The sequence below is a fragment of the Acinetobacter sp. 12966 genome, assembly GCF_031196995.1.
GTDB classification, from domain to species: domain Bacteria; phylum Pseudomonadota; class Gammaproteobacteria; order Pseudomonadales; family Moraxellaceae; genus Acinetobacter; species Acinetobacter geminorum.
The window spans coordinates 18,899-38,906 of the sequence record NZ_JAVIMC010000009.1; the positions used below are offsets into that span (position 1 = coordinate 18,899).

Here is a 20,008-nt window from a genome sequence, read left to right on the forward strand (position 1 = left end):
TTTTTGGGAGTTTCAATATGAAACGTACTTTCCAACCATCTGAATTAAAGCGTAAACGCGTTCATGGTTTCCGTGCTCGTATGGCAACTAAAGCTGGTCGTCAAGTATTAGCTCGTCGTCGTGCAAAAGGTCGTCATAGCTTAACTGTTTAATACTGTTACGCTGACCAGACTTGGGTGTGATGACACTTTACAGTTTTAGCACAGACGTGCGAATACGCTGTGCTGCAGATTATAAAAGTGTATTTGATGGTGCGCTTTTTAAAGTGCATCAACCCCATTTTTTATTTCTTGCAAAATTAACCGAACAGCCTAAAAGCCGTTTGGGTATTGTTGTTGCTAAGAAAAAAGTGCGCCGAGCGCATGAAAGAAATCGAATAAAACGTCTTGCTCGTGAGAGCTTTCGTCTACATCAGCCGAATTTTGGATCAGACATAGATGTTGTGGTGATGCCGAAAGTTGGTATAGAAACGATTACGAATGCTGAGCTATATCAACAATTAGACTTTGCTTGGCAAAAATTACAGCGCTTAGCAAAAAAACATTCTAAAGTTGGCACAACCTCGCAGAATTAAGAGATAGCCAATGGTCCGTTTTCTACGTTGGTTGATTCGACTGTATCAAATTGCGATTAGTCCGCTTCTTGGACCCCGTTGTCGTTATATCCCGACTTGTTCCCAATATGCGATAGAAGCATTGCAAACTCATGGTGCGATAAAAGGCGTTTGGTTATCTTCTAAACGGATATGTCGTTGTCATCCGTGGGGAGGATCTGGATATGATCCAGTACCGCCAAAAGCAATTCGTTTTATTTCGTTTCATCAAATAGATTCTCAAACGCATCATGTTGCTGTACCCTTTCGTGATCGTTTACTGAAGCAAAATCTCTCTAACCATTTGGGGTAATAGATATGCAACAATGGGCCAGGTTTGCAATTCTCGGGGCCATGTTTGTCACCGCATATTTGCTCATTTTGGCTTGGCAAAAAGATTATGGAAATGCTGCAACTGCTCCGCAACAACAAGCGGCAGCTGTAAGTTCGCATGAAGTATCTGCTGATTTGCCAAATGCTAAAAATGCAACAGTGGCTTCCGATGTGCCACAAGCAAATATTGCGCAGTCACAAACCACAGATGCAACTGCACCTGTGAATCAACAGCTTATTTCAGTACAAACTGACCTTTACCATATTTGGATCAATCCAAAAGGTGGTGATATTGTTCGTATTGAATTACTCTCACACGACAAAAGCAAAGACAGCGATCAACCTTTTGTTATGCTTGAAAATGATGCCAAGCGTACATATGTTGCTCAATCTGGCTTAATTGGTTTGAATGGACCAGATAGTAGTCGTGGTGGTCGTCCATTATATGCTGTTGAAAAGACATCATATACTTTGGCTGATGCTAAAGGTGTACAGGACCAAAAGGGTCAATCTGAAAAAGTTTTAAACGTTCCGATGGTATTTAAAACACCTGAAGGCGTTGAAATTATTAAAACTTTTACCTTTACTCAAGGTCAATATCCAATTGTTGTAAAACATCAAGTCATTAACCGTAGCCAACAAAGCTGGCAAGGTCAGATGTTTGGACAATTAAAGCGCGATAATTCTGAAGATCCAGGTAAATCTTCTCAAGGTATTTTCACTCTAGGAACTTTCTTAGGTGGAGCTTGGGGAACGCCTGATGCACATTACAACAAGCTTAAATTTGCTAATTTCTCAGAAGAAAAAGTAAATACTGAAGCGAAAGGTGGATGGGTTGCGATTGTTCAGCATTATTTTGTAAGTGCTTGGATTCCTGGAAACCTTAAGCTGACTCAAGCTAATGGTCAGCCTTATGTAGCTAAGCTTGAATCTCGTCAATCTGCTGATCACATGAATATCATTGGTTTTACCTCACCAGTGATTAATGTTCCGGCAGGCACTTCAATGGAAGTGGATGCAAAACTTTATTCAGGTCCGAAAGTACAATCTGAATTAAAAGATTTAGCAGTTGGTTTAAATCAGACTGTTGATTATGGTTGGTTATGGCCGATTGCTAAACTCTTGTTCTTAGGTCTTCAATTCTTCCATAGCATTGTGGGTAACTGGGGATGGTCAATCATCTTGCTTACCATTATGGTGAAGATGATCTTGTGGCCTTTATCTTCAAAAAGTTATCGTTCTATGGCGAAAATGCGTGTGATTGCACCAGAAATGCAACGCATGAAAGAAGAGTTCGGTGAAGACCGTATGCGCTTCTCGCAAGAAATGATGGCTTTATACAAGCGTGAACAAGTAAATCCACTTTCAGGTTGTTTACCATTGTTGCTACAAATGCCAATTTTCCTTGCTTTGTACTGGGTACTCATGGAAAGTGTGGAATTACGTCACGCACCATGGCTAGGTTGGATTCAAGACTTGTCAGCAATGGATCCTTGGTTCATCTTGCCGTTAATCATGGGTGCTACCATGTTTGCACAGCAAATGTTGAACCCGCAACCGGCTGATCCAATGCAGGCAAAAGTGTTCCGCATTATGCCGATTATGTTCACGGTATTTATGTTGTTCTTCCCTGCCGGTCTCGTACTGTACTGGATTGTGAACAACAGTATTACTATTTTACAGCAGTCGTTTATTAATAAGAGCGTTGAGAAAAGTCGTATCAATAAGACTGAATCAGTTTCTTAATCGTTGAACTTTTGCTGAATAAATCCGCTTAAGATGGTAATCTTAGGCGGATTTTTCTTTGGCTGGATTTTAGGTTTTTAGGTGAATAATATGCAAAGTCAAACCACGATTGCCGCAATTGCAACGCCACCTGGGCGTGGTGGTGTGGGCGTGATTCGCCTATCTGGACCTAAGGCTTATGAAATTGCTCAAAACCTGACACGAAAAAACTTGCCAGAAGCGCGTATGGCGGGTTTCCGTAAATTTTATGATGCTGATGGCATTATTATGGATGAAGGGATTGTTCTATGCTTTCCTAATCCTCATTCGTTTACAGGTGAAGATGTTGTAGAGCTACAAGGTCACGGCGGTCCAGTCATCCAAAATGCCTTGCTTGGACGTCTATTTGAGCTTGGTGCAATTGCTGCAAAAGCCGGCGAATTTTCCATGCGTGCTTTTGAAAATGGCAAGATGGACTTGGTACAAGCGGAAGCGATTGCCGACTTGATTGATGCGACTTCGCAAGCTGCGGCACGCTCTGCGGTTCGCTCTTTACAAGGCGCTTTTTCAACAAAAATTAATACTGTTTTAGAAAAACTGATTCATTTACGCTTGCATGTTGAAGCAGCAATTGATTTTCCTGAAGAAGAAATCGATTTCTTGGCAGATGGCAAAATTTTAGCTTTACTTGAAGATGTTCAGCAGTCGGTACATGCCGTTCAAATCTCTGCACGACAAGGGCAATTACTCCGTGAAGGTTTGCAAGTCGTTATTGCGGGTAAACCAAATGCGGGTAAGTCGAGCTTATTAAATGCACTTGCTGGTGTTGAGCGTGCAATTGTGACCGATATTGCAGGTACAACTCGTGATGTTTTACATGAAAAAATTAGCTTAAATGGTCTACCAATCACCTTAACAGATACAGCGGGTCTTCGTGAAACAGGTGACATCGTTGAGAAAGAAGGGATTCGTCGTGCAATCAAAGAAATTGAACAAGCTGATTTGTTATTGCTGGTTTATGATTTAAACCAAGGTGATGACCCATTAAAACTCGCTCAAGAGTATTTTGCGGAACATATTGAACCGCGTCGTTTAATATTAATTGGTAATAAATGCGATTTAACTGGTCAATTAGCTGAAATAAGCGATTTTCAAGGTTTCCGTCATATAACCGTTTCTGCAAAACAAGAGATGGGCGTACAAGGCCTCGTAGACGCGATTACAGCGCATGCAGGCTTCCACCCTGAGGAAGACACCTTTATTGCAAGAACACGTCATTTAGACGCAATGAAGCGCACGCAGCTCTATCTTTCAGAAGCACGTGAGCAACTTGTTGTGTTTAACGCAGGTGAACTGGTTGCTGAGTCACTACGTCTTGCTCAAAATGCTTTAGGTGAAATTACTGGTGACTTTAGTGCCGATGACTTATTAGGCAAGATTTTTGGTTCATTCTGTATTGGAAAATAATTACAAAATTCTGAATGATGCACATCGCTGTGTCATTCAGTCACCTTGTTAACCGTATCTTTTTAGAACCTTTAAAAACTCATCTAGCTCATTTTGATCAACTTGTGCATCTTTGAGCACGTGATGATGTAAATGCTGTTCCATTAATTCACTCATCAAACCGTTTATTGCCCCTTTAATTGCAGCAACTTGTTGTAGTATTTCTATACATGAAATATCTGGCTGTTCAACAGCATGCTCAATGCTGTTGATCTGTCCTTTTAGTCGTTTTACACGATTAAGTATTTTTTTATCCTGACCAATGTGACTCATCTGTGTTCTCTTGTATAATTCAATATACTGGTAGGGAGTATATTGGGTTTAAATATTATGCAGGATCATAGTGTATCACGTCATCATCAACATCAGTTTGATGAAGGAAATCCACTTGCACAAAAACGTATTTTGATTGCAACGATTTTAACGGCATCCATGATGGTGTTAGAAATATTCGGTGGATGGTTTTTCAATTCAATGGCACTACTGGCTGATGGTTGGCATATGAGTTCCCATATGTTGGCTCTCGGTTTAGCCTATTTTGCCTATCGCGCGGCTCGTCATTACTCCAAAGATCGTCGGTTTAGTTTCGGAACTTGGAAAATCGAGATTTTAGCGGGTTATAGCAGTGCAATTTTGTTGATGGTTGTCGCCATTTTTATGGCGTTTCAGTCGATCCAACGTTTATTTAATCCAGTTGAAATCTTTTATAATGAAGCGATTCCGATTGCAATTTTAGGTTTGGTCATTAACTTGATTTGCGCATGGTTACTTCACGATGATGGGCACCATCACCATCACCATCACCATCACCATCACCATCACGAGCATGGGCATCATCATCACGATTTAAACCAAAAAGCTGCATTTTTACATGTAGTTGCAGATGCAGTAACTTCTGTTTTTGCAATTATTGCACTTTTCGCAGGTAAATATTTCGGATGGGATTTTTTAGATGCACTTTTAGGAATTTTAGGTGCTATTTTGGTTGCAAAATGGTCTCTGGGATTAATGAAAGAGACAGGAAAAACCCTTTTAGACGCAGAAATGGATCATCCTGTGGTTGAAGAGATCCGTGAAGTCATTGCTGAGTTTCCTAAATATATTGAAATTACGGATATTCATGTCTGGAAAGTCGCGAAAGGTAAGTTTTCTTGTATTTTGGCACTCGAAACTGATGATATTTCTTTAACCGCAGATCAGATTCGTCATGCTTTATCCATTCATGATGAAATCGTGCATATATCTGTAGAAATTAATACTCTAAAACCTATTTATGTTCCACGTGAAACATTGGCATAAATGAGTGGAAGTTTGGTTATAACTCGGTAATCAGTTCTGTTTTAAAAAGCTGAACTGATTAAAATGATCTCCTCTCCTACCTATGAGTCAGTTTTATGCTTAAAAAATTAGGAATATTGGTATTATTTAGCCTAACTGCAAGTGTGAGTTTCGCTAATGTAGATACTGTTAGGGAAAATATTAAAAAACAATATCCTAATTTGAAAATTAGCAATATTCAGAAAACTGAAATGCCTGGGCTATATAGCGCTAATCTTGATCAGCAAATCATTTATGTTGGTGAAGATGGGCAACATATGTTTGTAGGCTCTATGATTCGGTTAAAAGACCAAAAGAACTTAACCAAAGATCTGGTTTTAGGACAGAACTCAATTGATTGGAAACAACTGCCTTTAAAAGATGCGATTAAAACAGTCAAAGGTAATGGCCAGCATGTTTTAGCAGTATTTTCTGATCCAAATTGTCCTTATTGTAAGCAGCTTGAACCTGAACTCGATAAGCTTAAAGATGTGACTATTTATACGTTCATCTATCCTTTAAAACCTCAGTCTATTGTGGTTTCTAGACAAGTTTGGTGTGCACCAAATCAATCTTACTCATGGAAAAAACTGATTCAGCAAGGTGTTAAACCAACAGTTACGAGCTGTGCAAACCCCATTGACCGTAATTTGGAATTAGGAAAAAAACTCGGCTTTAACGGCACTCCTACTTTAATTTTTGCAAATGGTTTCAAACTGGTTGGCGCACGCTCTGCTGAAGAAATTCAGGCCGTATGGAAAGAGTTAGGTCTTTAAAATAAATTAAAAAAAGCACCATAAGGTGCTTTTTTTATAAATGAATTAAAGTTTAGCTTTTTCGTGCAATCAAGTTGTAGATAAAAAGAATAACGATGGCACCAATCACGGATGCGATAAAGCCTGCAGCTGAGTTTTCGCCGTAAAGTCCAAGTAAACGACCACCATAAGTAGCTAGAAGTGAACCCGCAATACCAATTAAGGTCGTTACGATGAAACCTGCTTTATCATCCCCTGGATGCAAAGCACGAGCGATTAAGCCAGCAAAGAAACCAACTACAATAGCGACAATAAGTGACCACATATTTGTTCTCCAGTTGTTTTTTTGATGAAGTTAATGATTTTGCTTCATATTCTATCGTGCGGTAGAGCTGTCTATTTTGTCTGTAGCAGATTGCGACTTTTTGTGTCTTTTTTGTTCAAAGCTAAGGCTTTATATAAAAAAATAGCACCTTGCGGTGCTATTTCTCTGAAATTTATAAACCAATTTCACCAATAAATGGCAAGTGGCGATATTTCTGGTCGTAGTCTAAGCCGTAACCCACAATGAATCTGTCTTCAACTTCAAAACCTAAAAATTTCACTTCAAGATCAATTTCACGGCGAGATGGTTTACTCACTAATGTGCACAATTGAATCGAATTTGGCTCGCGAGTTTGCAACATTTCAACGACTTTGCTTAAGGTATTGCCTGAGTCGATAATGTCTTCAACAACCAATACATCTTTACCGCGAATTTCACCGTCAAGATCTTTTAAGATTTTAACATCTCGACTTGAAGTCGTACCGCCGCCGTAGCTAGACACTGTCATGAAGTCGAGTTCATGCGGTTTGGTAATTGTACGGCACAAGTCTGCCATGAAAATAACAGAACCACGAAGTAGTCCAATAAGAACTAATTCTTTATCACTATTTGCATAGTGAGCGTTAATTTGCTCGCCGAGCTCTTTGACTTTTGCTTGAATTTCTTCGGTTGAAATCATGATGCTCATTGCAACAGTCATGGCAGATTCCTACAAGATATAAAAGAAAAAATAAAAAAGGTGTTGACCTGCAACACCTCGAAAATCTGAGTTAATGGTAAAATTTTAAAGCAAAATGACGTTTCATGCACCCTTTGATGGCTGTGAAATTTTATCATTTTGCGGATTATGTCGATCACGCTTTAATGCAAGAGCGCATATTCCAAATAATAACAAAAACTTAACAATGCCTTTTTTATTTGGCTGTTTCTTTTTGATAAGCACGGTTTCCATAAATATAAGTCGCCTCAATATTACGGTCATCACCTAAAGTGAATAATGCAAACAGTGAATCTTCAACAGATTTGGATTTAGACTGGCGAAGTTGCTGGAGTGCGGTTGGTTTTAGGTTGAGTACCACAAAGTCTGCTTCTTTACCGACGTTGAAGTTGCCTAACTGATCTTGTAAATCAAGCGCTTTTGCTCCACCTAAAGTTGCATGATAGAGCGCTTCATAAGCTGAAAGTTTATCACCCTGTAACTGCTGAACCTTATAAGCTTCGTTAACGGTTTGCAGTAAACTAAATGATGTACCAGCACCGATATCTGTACCCAAGCCCACTTTCACTTGTTTTTCCCATGTTTTTTTCAATGGAAATAAACCACTGCCTAAGAACAAGTTTGATGTTGGACAAAATGCGATAGCCGATTGTGTATCATGCATACATTGCCATTCTTGATCTTCTAAGTGAACGCAATGCGCAAATACAGAACGTTTACCAGTCAAGCCATAATGTTGATAAACATCTAAATAGCCTGCTTGTTCAGGAAATAAAGATTTCACCCAAGCGATTTCATCTTTGTTTTCACTTAAATGGGTATGTACGTAAACATCCGGAAATTCTTGTTTTAACTGCCCTGCTCTTTCTAATTGCTCAGGTGTAGAAGTCGGTGCAAAACGTGGTGTAATCGCATAGAGAGCACGGCCCTTACCATGCCATTTCTCAATCAGTGCTTTGGTGTCGCTGTAAGCTGTTTCTGGCGTATCACAAAGCGCTTCAGGTGCATGGCGGTCCATAAGTACCTTACCAGCAATTAAACGCATCTGAAAGTGTTCTGCGGCTTCAAATAAGGCATCAACAGACTCGGGGTGAACTGTACAGAAAACCAGTGCTGTGGTTGTACCGTGTTTCATTAGTTCTTGAACAAAGAACTGGGCAATTTCACTTGCATATGCTTTGTCCTGAAATTGGATTTCAGTTGGGAAAGTATAAGTATTGAGCCAGCTTAAAAGTTGTTCGCCGTATGCTCCAACCATTTCTGTTTGCGGGAAATGAATATGGGTATCAATAAAGCCAGGTACAATCAATTGTTCTGGATAATGTTGAATCTCAACCCCAGCAGGTAGATGCGCCTGAGCGTCTTCCCATGCACCAAACCATTTGATTTTTCCATGTTCACTAACCAATACACCATCTTCTAAATAACGCACTTGATTTGGAATATCAGTTGGCTCAGAGACGGTTTGCTGGATATCTAAAAAACGACCACGCACAACGGTGGTATTTGCGATCAATGACATGGAAAGCCTTTATATTTTCACTTTTTTCGATTGATTGTACCCCAGTTAGCCAATATTTAAACGGTATAACGTTTACTTAGTCCCCATTCAGCCAAAATCCGTCGATAAGTTGTTGATGAACGGTCTGCTTCAAAATGTGCTTCCATCATTAAATCAAGCGGCAGTTCTTCTGGCTTTTGTGATTCGACCATATCTTGGTCTTCGGCAAAAATTTGGGCATTAAACGCATATACCTTTTCTAAATCACCTGTCTGATCAAAGTTACGGGTGAGTGGAACAAATAAACGGGTGTTATTGATTGAAATAGGACAGCACGCATTCAAGATTTTTAAGACCCCACCTTCTGGAAAATCGACTGTAAGGACGGCTGAAAAAGGTGGATAGACATCAAAGGTGCGCTTCCACAAAAAGCCTTCTGGCTCGAGATGTTTTAGTTCATGCGGATAATTACTGACATTGCTGATATAGACCGTTTTTAAACCATAGTCGGTACGTTCAGTGTGATATTTAGGGACGATGGGATTATCGCGATTTGCAAAGGCATTGTGATGTACCCACGCAAAATGAGCGACATCGATAAACCCTTCAAGTTGACGTCCGCTAGAACCACCAATATCGACGAAAGGCGGTAAAATTGATTGATGCTCTGCGTGGTCCCAAGTATCTAATATAGGAATATTAGCTTTAGCAATATTACGACCATGAATACTGGTCCAAATGAGACCATATCTTTGTACAACTGGAAATTTGGTCAGAGAAAAACGATCAGAAATTTTAGTTAGTTCGGGCTGAGCTGGTATTTGGGTACATTTCCCTTCGCTGTTATAGCGTAGACCATGATAAGGACACACAATCTCCTCACCATCCACCCAACCTTTGGTTAATGGCACCCCACGATGTGGGCAAATATCTCGAACCAGATGAATTTCCCCACTTTCTGTTTTATATAACGCCATATTGACGTCTAGTAGCGTGACTCGTTGAGGTGCAGTAGAGACATCTTGAGTACGTGCGACGGGATACCAGTGAGTAGATAAAATTTCCCAATCTTTTGCTTGAAAACTGCTGTTACACGGCATGGCAAGGGGCGTTAAAGTTGGAATCGCATTCATGGCATCACTCCTTAAAAAAATCAGGGCTCTCACGAGCCCTTAAAATCTAGGCTTTTTTCTTTTTAGGAGATGCAAAGAGCTTGCCAATATTGATTTTTAATTAAAGAAATAAGAATAAAAGTATTAAATTACATAACATTAAGTCATTATATTTTTGAATTTTTGTTCTAATTTAGCTTTAGAAACTAAAGTTCATTATTCGCTATATGCTTAAAATGCACTGATTGACTGCGTGGAAGGCACAATAAAAAAGCACCTAAAAAGTGCTTTTTAAAATACCTCTGGGTACTTATTACTCGACAAAATAATGTGCTGCAAAGTGAGCATCATTACTAATAATGTCATAGCAATCTTCACGAATAGACATGCCTGCACATTGATGTCCGACCATCCATAAACCGAGTGTAGGTAGTTGTCCTGAAAATAATGGGGTATCTACCCATTTCTGTGCGACATAACCGTATTTGTCATAGTCATCAAAATAAAAGCTACCAGAAGCCGCACCTTGGTCATGGCCGTCTTGTAAAACTCGAATATTGGCCCCTTCTCTTGCCAAAATTGGCTTTTTCACCCATTTGCCAGACAAAGCTTGTTGCGGGTCATACGTATGGGTTTCGACCAACAATGGATGGTTTGGATAACGCTTCCAAAGCTCAACCAGAATCGCTTTATTTGAAAGTAACATTTTCCAGCAGGGTTCAATCCACTGTGTTTGTGGGTGGATATATTGAGAAAATGCTTCTTCCCAGATCCATTCCCATGGGTAGAGCTTAAATATGTTTTGAATAGGCTGATTATGGAGATCAACAAAATCTTGCCCGTTCCAGCCTATGTTCTCCATAGAAAGCTCGGAAACTTGTAGATGAGCTTGATAAGCGGTATCCATCAAGTACTCTAAATTACCCCAGTCTTCCCTTCCAGCCTCCTGACAAGCAGCAAAATGCACATGGCTACCACGCGGTAAAATTGTTTTCCAGCGTTTAATCAGGTCTTCATGAATGCTATTGAATTGATCTCGGTTTGCAATGCCTGAGACTTGTTCTATCCACAGCCACTGCGCGACAGAGGCTTCGAGTAAGCCAGTCGGCGTGTCGGCGTTATATTCCAGCATTTTGATATTTCGCCCATCGTAAGCGAAATCAAAACGGCCATACAGCATAGGGGCATTTTGTTTCCATGAATGTTCAATATGGTTTATGGCAACTTCAGGAATTTGAAAACAAGCAGGATAGTTTCCCCGTTGAATGAGGTCTCCTACTACTGCTAAACACATCTGATGCAGTTCATTTGCCGCATCTTCCAGTTGTTCAATCTGTTTAAGGGTAAACTCATAAGCAACACCTTCAGACCAGTAAATTGAGCCATCAAGAGAAGGTAAATTAAAATAATCAAAACCAATATTTTGATGCTCCACTTGCCAGTCTGGTCGTGGAGTAAATATTTTTCTTTTCATATTAAGTGAATGCCTAAAGACTTAGCCGCCGAAAGAAAAACCGCTACGGCCAAAACCACCACGAATTGGGGATGAAGAAGATGCGCTTTTCGCCGTACTTGAAATAATGGGGTGACCTACACTCAAGTTGCTGTAAGGATGTAAGGTATTTCCGCGAAAAGAAACTTCCCGATTATTTCGATAATACGCAGGACCTAAATAGCGACCACCAACATAGCTAGAACCATGTCCACTGGAGCTATTTTCTTGTTTACATGTTTCATTATTCCAGTCGCGAGCACAGTCATATTGGTTGTTATATACGTCTTGTACTAAAGGACCATCATTATGGCTACATGCCGTGAGTAATAGAGGGACCACTACAAGATTAATTTTTTTAGAACGCATGAGACTCCACACATTTTAATAAGTATGTTCGGCATAAAATACCGAATAGCTGTTATCTATTATGTTTCTGATTAGGAAAGATAAATTTTAAGTTGGCATATAATATTAATCTGTTTTTTTAAAGTACAGTCTATTTTTAAAATTTAGATAACAAGGCATCTCACGTGTAGATGCCTTGTTGTGATGAATTAAGACTGCAATTGCTTTTTGTTGTGTCGTAGAGAAAGGTAAGCAGTGATTGCTAACACTATGACGATAAAGCTTAATGAGATCCAGATTGGCATGTGGAATACATCAAGCAACAACATTTTTGCACCAATGAACAATAAGATGATGCCTAAGCCATACGGTAAGTAATGCAACTTAGTTGCAGCGCCAGCAAGTAAGAAGAACATTGCGCGTAAACCTAAAATTGCCATTAAGTTCGCCGTTAAAACAATAAACGGGTCGCTAGTTACCGCGAAAATAGCAGGAATAGAATCTACTGCGAAAATCACGTCTGAAGCTTCAACCAAAATCAAAACTAGAAATAACGGCGTTGCCCACAATAAACCGTTCTGACGTACAAAGAATTTGTCACCTTCAAGCTGTGGTGTAATACGCATATGGTTACGTAACCATTTTAAGAGCTTGATATCTTCAATATTGGTTTCTTCATCTTGGCCTTTTAAGAACTTAAAGCCTGTATATACTAAGAACGCACCGAAAATATAAAGCACCCAAGAGAACTCTTGAACGAACCATGCACCAATAAAAATAAAGAGGGTACGCAGTACGATTGCGCCTAATACGCCGTAGAGCAAAATTTTACGTTGTAGTGCAGCTGGAATAGCAAACGCTGCGAAAATCATTAACCAGACGAAAACGTTGTCAATTGCGAGGGACTTTTCGAGTAAGTAACCCGCAAAGTATTCCATGGTTTTTTGGTTTGCTAAGGTCACCCCAACTGTTTGTTGTAGGTAAAGCCATAAACCACCACCAAATAGGGCTGCGACGCTTACCCACGCTACACTCCAGTAAGCAGCTTGCTTAATTGAGACATCCTGACCTTGCTTTTGCTTAAAGCCTAAAAAGTCAATCAGGAGCATGACAATGACTATGCCAAAGAATGCTATGTACAGCCATAAATTACCGATTGTTTCCATAAATCCTCCATACATCCGGCAATTGGGCATAAAAAAACCTCGACCAGTTGCCAGATGAATTAAACATCTGTTTCAACATGATCAAGGTCTTGCCTACATCATGAATTTCACGATGCTCAGATACCGACTTTTTAATAAAAGTGTATTGACGATATCTGACACATAACATTGCTGTTATGTTTGGAGGAGGCTACTCCCCTTGTCAAACTAAATTCTTTTTTGGATAAAACGTATCCAAGTCCACATAGAATGGCAGATTTTTTTGTATTACGCAACTGAACTTAATGTCGTGGTTTGAATGCCAAAAAGATCTATGGGTTATTTAATCAAACCGCGGTCTAAAAGTGGTTTGCATATAATTTGATAAAGGTGAATACAGAATGCCGTCAAACTTGTACCGTAAGCATTCCAGAAGTAATAACCTGCTGTATTGACTAGTAGTGCGACAATAAAAGCCCCTAACATGTCTAAAGGGAAATGCACACCTAAATAAATACGTGACCATGCCACTACAAATGATAAAAATAAAAGGATAACTCCAATTATTTTGCGCTGAGCAAACAAATAAGATAAAGCAATGGTGCTAAAAATCAGCATATGATTACTTGGAAAAGATGCTGTTGGCGCATGTTCAATAAACGTAGTACCCACACCCATGACAAACGGTCTTGAGTGATGGTAAAACAGAGAAATAACGTAACCGACTAAAAGTGATACGCAGGTTAAAAAGACAGATTTAATGACCCTATTTTTTAAATCTTGATCGCCATAAAACCATAAAAATGTAAGGATGAATAAGAGAATATAGAGGAGATCATTAGCAAAAAAGATAGCAAGACGAATGATAAATTGACTCGCATCCTGAGCCCCATTAATCATATGGAATAAGCTAAGGTTGAGTGTTTCTAAAGACATTCATATTCCAAACAAGAACAAAAACGTGAGCTATGATAAAGAATTAAGCTTAAGGTCTTGATAAAGAATTGTCACAAAAATGAAATATAGTTTGTTTGTGAGTAAAGATTAAACAGCAGGTCTAGATAATTTTTAATGCGTGTTCTGGACGTTAATATTAAAGTGTTAACGTGTTGGCACTTTATTCGAGAACGTTATTTTATGACTACTCAAGAAAAACAGAAAAAATTAAGCTTGAGGCCCCTATCCCCAAGAGATCCTGATCAGCAGCATAGAGCAGCGACTCCACTCGAATTATTGTTCGATTTAATTTTTGTGGTGGCGATTGCAACAGCGGGTCAGCAGTTACATCATGCAATTATTGAAAATCACCTCTGGCATGCATTACCAAGCTACTTGATGGTATTTTTTGCGCTGTGGTGGGCATGGATGAATTTTTCATGGTTTGCTTCTGCTTACGATAACGATGATGCATTGTATCGATGCCTTACCTTTGTACAGATTGTAGGTTCATTGGTGATGGCAGCGGGTATCCCTGATGTATTTCGTAGTCAGGATTTTGATGTAATCATTATCGGTTATGTGATCATGCGCATGGCCTTGGTGACTCAGTGGCTCAGAGCAGCAAAACATGATCCTGAACGGCGAGTTACGGCTTATCGCTATGCAATAGGTATAGTCTTAGTACAAATTGGCTGGCTTGTCGCTAACTTTGCTCATGTACTTTCAATACCTCTATTTTTATTTCTGGTTGTAGTGGAATTATTTGTTCCAATCTATGCAGAAAAATATTCACCAACGCCGTGGCATCCTCATCATATTGTAGAACGTTATGCCCTACTCACAATTATTGTGTTGGGTGAGTCGATTGTCGGTAGTTTTAATGCCATACGTGATGCTTTAGCCGCTCAGTCGATGAATATCCCTGCTGTATTCTTGATGATTGGTGGATTGATGCTGATGTTTGCCATGTGGTGGGCTTATTTCGATCGTAGTGAACAACACCATCATGTTAAAGGTGTGCGTCCGTTTGTTTGGGGTTATGGCCATTATTTTGTTTTTGTCAGTATTGCTGCGGTAGGTGCTGCGCTTGCTGCTGCCGTGGATGTTACAACCCATCATGCGCATATTTCTGATTTATATATGGGAATAGTTGTTGCTGTGAGTGTAGTGCTTTATACCACCTGTATTTGGATACTTTATGAGTTCCAATGCTTATCTGGCATCACGAAATGGTTTTACCCGATCACAGCCCTAATTATTTTATGTATTCCGTTTATTTGTAATAACGTGGGATATAGCGTTTTTGCGATGGGCATTGTCTATAGTTTACGTTTAATGGTTTCTAATAAATTTATGGCCAATATAGAGCCAGAAAAGCTTTAAAAGTCACTGACAAAAAAACGGGTTTTAATTTGAAACCCGTTTTTTATTGAATCATCTAGAGCGAAAGTTAAGCAGCTTTTGCCTTTAATGCGCTCATAAGTTTTTGATGTAAGCCACCGAAGCCACCATTAGACATAATCACAACGGCATCGCCCTCACCTGCTTCATTAACAATACGTTTAATAATTTCATCAAGTGAACGGCTCACTTGAGCATGGTTAGAAGCAGCTTCAATCACAGGTTGTAAATCCCAATCTAAGCCTTCTGGCTGATACCAGATCACTTCGTCTGCTAAGCGTGCTGAATGTGCCAAGCCATCTTTGTGACTGCCCATACGCATCGTGTTTGAACGTGGTTCAATAATGGCCCATAAACGGCGTTCACCTAAGCGTTTGCGTGCGCCATCTAAAGTTGTGTCAATTGCTGTTGGATGGTGCGCGAAGTCGTCATAAACCTCAATGCCATTGACTGTGCCGAGTAACTCCATACGACGTTTCACACCGCCAAAGTTAGACAAAGCTTCACAAGCTTGTTCAAGCGTAACACCTACATGTTGAGCAGCTGCAATTGTTGCCAAAGCATTCGCTACACTATGTTGCCCTGTCATGCTCCATTTCACTTCGCCAACGACATTGCCATTTTCGAGTACTTTAAAATGGCTGCCATCAATTGAAATTAATTCGGCAGAGAGAGCAGCTTTTTCATTTGCTTCTAGACTTGTACGAATTACTGGTGTCCAGCAACCCATTTCAAGCACTTCATCAATATGCGTTTCAGTAATTGGCGCAATAATACGGCCTTCACTTGGAATGGTACGCACAAGATGATGGAACTGCTTTTGAATCGCTGCTAGGTCATCAAAAATATCGGCATGGTCAAATTCAAGGTTATTTAAAATCGCCGTTTTTGGGTGATAATGAACAAACTTAGAACGTTTATCAAAGAAAGCTGAGTCATATTCGTCGGCTTCAACGCAGAAGTATTTTCCACCGCCTAAACGAGCACTTTCACTAAAACCAAGTGGAACACCACCAATTAAAAAGCCCGGATTTAAACCAGCCTGATCAAGTACCCAAGCGAGCATAGTTGTTGTGGTTGTTTTTCCGTGAGTACCTGCTACACCAAGTACATGTTTACCTTGTAAAACATGATCGGCAAGGAACTGTGGACCAGAAATATATGGCAGGCCTTCGTTTAGCATGTATTCGACAGCATCAATACCACGTTTCATGGCATTGCCGACAATAACCAAGTCTGGATGAGGCTGTAAATGACTACGGTCATAGCCTTGCATGAGTGTAATGCCTGCATTTTCTAACTGGGTAGACATCGGTGGGTAAACGTTTAAATCGGAACCGGTTACCTTATGTCCTAAATCACGAGCTAAAAGTGCTAAAGAGCCCATAAAAGTGCCACAAATACCCAAGATATGCAGATGCATTGCTCGCCTTCTCCACTGCTTTTGTACACAACATTAAAATGAATTGCTGTGTGTGCATTATTGATAAATTTGCCAGCAACGATAGCAAGGCTAAACTCGAAAAGATAGTCAAAAATCGTTGTTGTTCTATGTGTTTGAGGCCCTGATAAAACTACAGCTTTATTTTTTAGATTTAAGCTGAATTACAGTTTTATCTTTTATAATGTTTTGTATCGTTAAAATACTTAAATCATCGTGATGATGAAGGATGTGCCTTTGAGCCCAACGGTTTTAGCTTTTACGCTATTAATTATTTCTAACTGCTTTATGACACTTGCATGGTATGGGCATCTTAAATTTTTGCACCATGCCCCACTTTGGCAAGCGATTCTATTCGGTTGGATTATTGCCTTACTTGAATACAGTTTTATGATTCCAGCCACTCGTATGCTAAGTGCACAAGGCTGGTTACTCGGTGAAATGAAGATCACTCAGGAAGTGGTTACATTGGTCGTGTTTGTACCTTTTATGATTTTCTTGTTTAAGCAACCCTTTAAACTCGATTACTTATGGGCGATGTTATGCCTATTTGGTTGTGTTTATTTCGTATTTAGAAGCCAGTAAGCTCCTATGGCTTGTGAATTAAATGATTTATTCTATTTAATAACAAGCCATAGTTAGTAGACATAACTATTTATTTAGCTGAATACTTACATGCTTTTTTTAGAATTTTAGAAAATTGCTGATCTCTTGGCGTTGGGTCTTCATAGTCAAAAGCATAATTACTGTCTGTTGTAGTTAAACTTAAGGCGCCATCAGGCTCAAAATTAGACATGGCAAAACCATAGGTCTGATCGTCACAGTAAATGCGATATTCAGTAATTGAATATAAATTTCCTACCTCAGTTGCTCCAAGATAATAACCAGTCATCAGAACTGGTTCTCTCTCATCAGTAGCAGATGTTCCAGTAACAATAAATTTCTCTTGGACTTTACCAGTTAATGCTCCACTTTTGATTTCTCCGTTATAACCTTTTTCTTTATTTAAAGTTTTAATGGTTTTTTGAAATTCATCGATGTTTAAATTTACTAAAGCCGCGTAACTCGTTGTTGTGCAAAGTGTGAGTGTTAGGACTCCAAGAAATTTTTTCATTATTAAGCTCTTATTGATTTGATTAAGCGCGTTATATTAATAAAAATTGAGAATGTGTCACTATTAAAGCATGACATTTTTCTATCAAATTAAAAATATTCACAGAGCTGGTCAGTTAAATTTTCGTGAGATGAAAAATCAGTCTATAATAATGGGCTTCCGAACCATTTAAAACTTGGCTCTCGTCGAGATTTATCTTCTTTTACTTTTGTCTCTGGAACATTAGCAATGAATGCGGCCGCAGCACAAGACGCTCAACCTCTCGTTGGAATTATTATGGGTTCTCAATCTGATTGGGCAACTCTCGAAAACACAGCCAATATGCTTAAACAGCTTGGTGTCCCATTTGAAGCGGAAGTGGTATCTGCTCATCGTACTCCAGATCGTTTATTTGAATATGCAGAAACTGCACGTGATCGCGGTATTCAAGTGATTATTGCTGGTGCAGGCGGTGCAGCGCATTTACCTGGAATGTGTGCCGCAAAAACTGATTTACCTGTTTTAGGTGTGCCAGTTAAATCATCAATTTTAAATGGCGTAGACTCTTTGCTTTCAATTGTACAAATGCCAGCAGGTATTGCAGTGGGTACTTTAGCAATTGGTCCAGCTGGTGCGACGAATGCAGCAATTATGGCTGCACAAATCTTAGGTTTAACTCGTCCTGAAATCGCAAAAAATGTTGCTGATTTCCGTGCTGCGCAAACTGATAAAGTGGCAAGCAAGAATATTCCGGGGCAGGTGTAAGAGGCTGAGATGGATAAAACTATCGGTATTTTTGGTGGTGGGCAACTGGGCCGTATGATGGCTCAAGCAGCGTTACCATTAAATATTCAATGTACTTTTTTTGAAGCAAATACAGATTGTCCTGCAGGTGTTTTAGGCCAGGTCTTTTCTAGCCAAGATGAGCAAGGTTTAAAGCAGTTTATTGAAAGTGCTGATGTTTTCAGTCTTGAATTTGAAAATACGCCAGTTGAAGATGTTGATGTTTTGACACAAACCAAAACATTACACCCTCCCCGTGTTGCTTTAGCAACTGCGCAAAATCGTTTGTCAGAAAAAGCATTGTTTGATGAGCTTACTATTCCTGTTGCGCCGTATCGTGCTGTAGATAGCTTAGAAAGCTTGAAAAAGGCTGTGGCTGAGCTTGGTTTACCGATCGTGCTTAAGACTGCAACTGGCGGATATGACGGCAAAGGTCAGTTTGTACTTCGTTCAGAAGACCAGATTGATACTGCTTGGGCTGAACTTGGTCCTGCAAAAAGTCTAGTTGCCGAAAGCTTTGTTAAATTCTCTCGCGAAGTTTCAATTATTGCGGTGCGTGGCCAAAATGGTGAAGTAAAAACTTGGCCATTGGCTGAAAACCATCATCATAATGGTATTTTATCGCATTCAATTGTTCCTGCACCGAATAGTGAAGCTTTGCAACCCGTTGCTCAAGACTACATTACTCGTTTGTTGAATCACCTTAACTATGTTGGTGTGCTGACTCTCGAGCTATTTGTAACAGAACAAGGTTTGTGTGCAAATGAGATGGCACCGCGTGTGCATAACTCAGGTCATTGGTCCATTGAAGGCGCTGTTTGTTCTCAGTTTGAAAACCACATTCGAGCTGTTGCAGGACTACCATTGGGTTCAACAGATGTTGTTCGCCCAACGGTTATGATCAATATTATTGGTCAGCATCCTAAAACTGAGGATGTACTTGCCTTAAATGGTGCTCATCTTCATCTTTATAATAAGTCTGAACGTGCTGGCCGTAAGTTAGGCCATATCACTTTAATGCCTGTGGATAGTAATGAATTGACGAATTTATGCCGTCAATTGGCAGAAATTTTGCCAGAACCACTTGCTTTAACAGCAGATATGACCCTCTAAAAGTATTTTTAATTCTCTAAAAAGCGATCTTCGGATCGCTTTTTTTATCTTTTAAATTTAAAAAATAATAGAACATACATATTTTAGGGTTGTGGATAACTTTAATTGGAACTTTTGAATTTAAAAAAGCTACTGTAATTTGAATTTAAAACCACAAAAGGTGGTCTTGGTTGTTTTTGAATTTAAAATTAGTTATCCACAAAAGTATTTTTAAATTTAAATGAGAGAGTTGGATGTACCTTTTTAAATTCAAAAATAGAAGTCTATTGGTATGGGGGTTTGAATTTAAAAATTTTGGCTGATCTTTAAATTTAAAAAAATACGGATTTCTGTGGTAGTAGATAGACTCTAGCCTGTAATAAATAATAA

General features: G+C 39.4%; 22 protein-coding genes. 11 read left to right on the plus strand and 11 right to left on the minus strand.

Annotated features, from left to right (window positions below):
* The first annotated feature begins 17 nt into the window (after positions 1 to 17).
* The 5 genes from rpmH to mnmE all read left to right on the plus strand — a co-directional run bounded on the left by rpmH (position 18) and on the right by mnmE (position 4,117).
* Positions 18 to 152, plus strand: coding sequence for a 50S ribosomal protein L34 (rpmH, locus tag RFW85_RS01505; RefSeq protein ID WP_000831329.1), 135 nt, complete (start codon positions 18 to 20; stop codon positions 150 to 152).
* Positions 153 to 181: 29 nt separating this feature from the next.
* Entirely contained in the window at positions 182 to 574 is a 393-nt protein-coding gene (gene rnpA, locus RFW85_RS01510) for a ribonuclease P protein component (RefSeq protein ID WP_005063921.1), read from the plus strand.
* A 10-nt stretch (positions 575 to 584) separates the two neighbouring features.
* The gene (gene yidD / locus RFW85_RS01515) at positions 585 to 905 is read left to right on the plus strand and encodes a membrane protein insertion efficiency factor YidD (RefSeq protein ID WP_003656027.1); all 321 of its coding nucleotides are present in this window, start codon (positions 585 to 587) and stop codon (positions 903 to 905) included.
* Between the two features lie 5 nt (positions 906 to 910).
* Complete coding sequence (yidC, locus tag RFW85_RS01520) at positions 911 to 2,671, plus strand: membrane protein insertase YidC (protein WP_161283135.1); 1,761 nt, start codon at positions 911 to 913, stop codon at positions 2,669 to 2,671.
* 90 nt (positions 2,672 to 2,761) lie between these two features.
* Positions 2,762 to 4,117 (plus strand): tRNA uridine-5-carboxymethylaminomethyl(34) synthesis GTPase MnmE, encoded by a 1,356-nt coding sequence (gene mnmE / locus RFW85_RS01525; RefSeq protein ID WP_161283136.1) that lies wholly within the window; start codon positions 2,762 to 2,764, stop codon positions 4,115 to 4,117.
* 48 nt (positions 4,118 to 4,165) lie between these two features.
* Here the strand turns inward: mnmE and RFW85_RS01530 are convergent, their stop codons facing one another.
* Positions 4,166 to 4,429 carry a metal/formaldehyde-sensitive transcriptional repressor gene (locus RFW85_RS01530; RefSeq protein WP_002115414.1) on the minus strand — a complete coding sequence of 88 codons (264 nt, stop codon included), beginning with the start codon at positions 4,427 to 4,429 and terminating at the stop codon, positions 4,166 to 4,168.
* A gap of 57 nt (positions 4,430 to 4,486) precedes the next feature.
* Here RFW85_RS01530 and dmeF point away from each other — a divergent pair, with 57 nt between their 5' ends.
* Both dmeF and RFW85_RS01540 read left to right on the plus strand, forming a co-directional pair.
* Positions 4,487 to 5,455 carry a CDF family Co(II)/Ni(II) efflux transporter DmeF gene (gene dmeF / locus RFW85_RS01535; protein WP_214285215.1) on the plus strand — a complete coding sequence of 323 codons (969 nt, stop codon included), beginning with the start codon at positions 4,487 to 4,489 and terminating at the stop codon, positions 5,453 to 5,455.
* A 95-nt stretch (positions 5,456 to 5,550) separates the two neighbouring features.
* A complete protein-coding gene (locus RFW85_RS01540) occupies positions 5,551 to 6,249 on the plus strand; it encodes a DsbC family protein (protein ID WP_161283138.1) in 699 nt (232 codons plus the stop codon).
* A 52-nt stretch (positions 6,250 to 6,301) separates the two neighbouring features.
* Here RFW85_RS01540 and RFW85_RS01545 read toward each other — a convergent pair whose 3' ends face one another.
* The 8 genes from RFW85_RS01545 to RFW85_RS01580 form a co-directional block, all read right to left on the minus strand.
* The gene (locus RFW85_RS01545) at positions 6,302 to 6,553 is read right to left on the minus strand and encodes a GlsB/YeaQ/YmgE family stress response membrane protein (protein WP_002115476.1); all 252 of its coding nucleotides are present in this window, start codon (positions 6,551 to 6,553) and stop codon (positions 6,302 to 6,304) included.
* A 172-nt stretch (positions 6,554 to 6,725) separates the two neighbouring features.
* Positions 6,726 to 7,253: a hypoxanthine phosphoribosyltransferase gene (gene hpt, locus RFW85_RS01550; RefSeq protein WP_002115408.1), complete on the minus strand. Its 528-nt coding sequence runs from the start codon at positions 7,251 to 7,253 to the stop codon at positions 6,726 to 6,728.
* Between the two features lie 214 nt (positions 7,254 to 7,467).
* Positions 7,468 to 8,793, minus strand: a complete 1,326-nt coding sequence (guaD, locus tag RFW85_RS01555) for a guanine deaminase (protein WP_161283140.1) — start codon at positions 8,791 to 8,793, stop codon at positions 7,468 to 7,470.
* Positions 8,794 to 8,849: 56 nt separating this feature from the next.
* Positions 8,850 to 9,905, minus strand: coding sequence for an aromatic ring-hydroxylating dioxygenase subunit alpha (locus RFW85_RS01560; protein ID WP_309171077.1), 1,056 nt, complete (start codon positions 9,903 to 9,905; stop codon positions 8,850 to 8,852).
* Positions 9,906 to 10,197: 292 nt separating this feature from the next.
* Entirely contained in the window at positions 10,198 to 11,358 is a 1,161-nt protein-coding gene (locus RFW85_RS01565; protein ID WP_161283142.1) for a glutathionylspermidine synthase family protein, read from the minus strand.
* Between the two features lie 21 nt (positions 11,359 to 11,379).
* Positions 11,380 to 11,745, minus strand: coding sequence for a hypothetical protein (locus RFW85_RS01570; RefSeq protein ID WP_039767306.1), 366 nt, complete (start codon positions 11,743 to 11,745; stop codon positions 11,380 to 11,382).
* A gap of 188 nt (positions 11,746 to 11,933) precedes the next feature.
* Positions 11,934 to 12,890, minus strand: a complete 957-nt coding sequence (locus RFW85_RS01575; protein ID WP_000447689.1) for a TerC family protein — start codon at positions 12,888 to 12,890, stop codon at positions 11,934 to 11,936.
* A 318-nt stretch (positions 12,891 to 13,208) separates the two neighbouring features.
* Positions 13,209 to 13,805, minus strand: coding sequence for an undecaprenyl-diphosphatase (locus tag RFW85_RS01580; protein ID WP_017386225.1), 597 nt, complete (start codon positions 13,803 to 13,805; stop codon positions 13,209 to 13,211).
* A gap of 135 nt (positions 13,806 to 13,940) precedes the next feature.
* Here RFW85_RS01580 and RFW85_RS01585 point away from each other — a divergent pair, with 135 nt between their 5' ends.
* Positions 13,941 to 15,191 carry a low temperature requirement protein A gene (locus tag RFW85_RS01585; RefSeq protein WP_057070386.1) on the plus strand — a complete coding sequence of 417 codons (1,251 nt, stop codon included), beginning with the start codon at positions 13,941 to 13,943 and terminating at the stop codon, positions 15,189 to 15,191.
* A 67-nt stretch (positions 15,192 to 15,258) separates the two neighbouring features.
* Here RFW85_RS01585 and mpl read toward each other — a convergent pair whose 3' ends face one another.
* Complete coding sequence (gene mpl / locus RFW85_RS01590) at positions 15,259 to 16,632, minus strand: UDP-N-acetylmuramate:L-alanyl-gamma-D-glutamyl-meso-diaminopimelate ligase (RefSeq protein ID WP_057070387.1); 1,374 nt, start codon at positions 16,630 to 16,632, stop codon at positions 15,259 to 15,261.
* A gap of 240 nt (positions 16,633 to 16,872) precedes the next feature.
* On the opposite strand from mpl, the gene RFW85_RS01595 reads away from it, so the two are divergent.
* Positions 16,873 to 17,235 carry a DMT family protein gene (locus tag RFW85_RS01595; protein WP_075384089.1) on the plus strand — a complete coding sequence of 121 codons (363 nt, stop codon included), beginning with the start codon at positions 16,873 to 16,875 and terminating at the stop codon, positions 17,233 to 17,235.
* A gap of 70 nt (positions 17,236 to 17,305) precedes the next feature.
* Here the strand turns inward: RFW85_RS01595 and RFW85_RS01600 are convergent, their stop codons facing one another.
* Positions 17,306 to 17,764, minus strand: a complete 459-nt coding sequence (locus RFW85_RS01600; RefSeq protein WP_057106702.1) for a hypothetical protein — start codon at positions 17,762 to 17,764, stop codon at positions 17,306 to 17,308.
* A 228-nt stretch (positions 17,765 to 17,992) separates the two neighbouring features.
* On the opposite strand from RFW85_RS01600, the gene purE reads away from it, so the two are divergent.
* Together purE and RFW85_RS01610 are read left to right on the plus strand one after the other, a co-directional pair.
* Positions 17,993 to 18,508 (plus strand): 5-(carboxyamino)imidazole ribonucleotide mutase, encoded by a 516-nt coding sequence (purE, locus tag RFW85_RS01605; protein ID WP_002115451.1) that lies wholly within the window; start codon positions 17,993 to 17,995, stop codon positions 18,506 to 18,508.
* 9 nt (positions 18,509 to 18,517) lie between these two features.
* Complete coding sequence (locus RFW85_RS01610; RefSeq protein WP_032038269.1) at positions 18,518 to 19,639, plus strand: 5-(carboxyamino)imidazole ribonucleotide synthase; 1,122 nt, start codon at positions 18,518 to 18,520, stop codon at positions 19,637 to 19,639.
* The last annotated feature ends 369 nt before the right edge of the window (positions 19,640 to 20,008 follow it).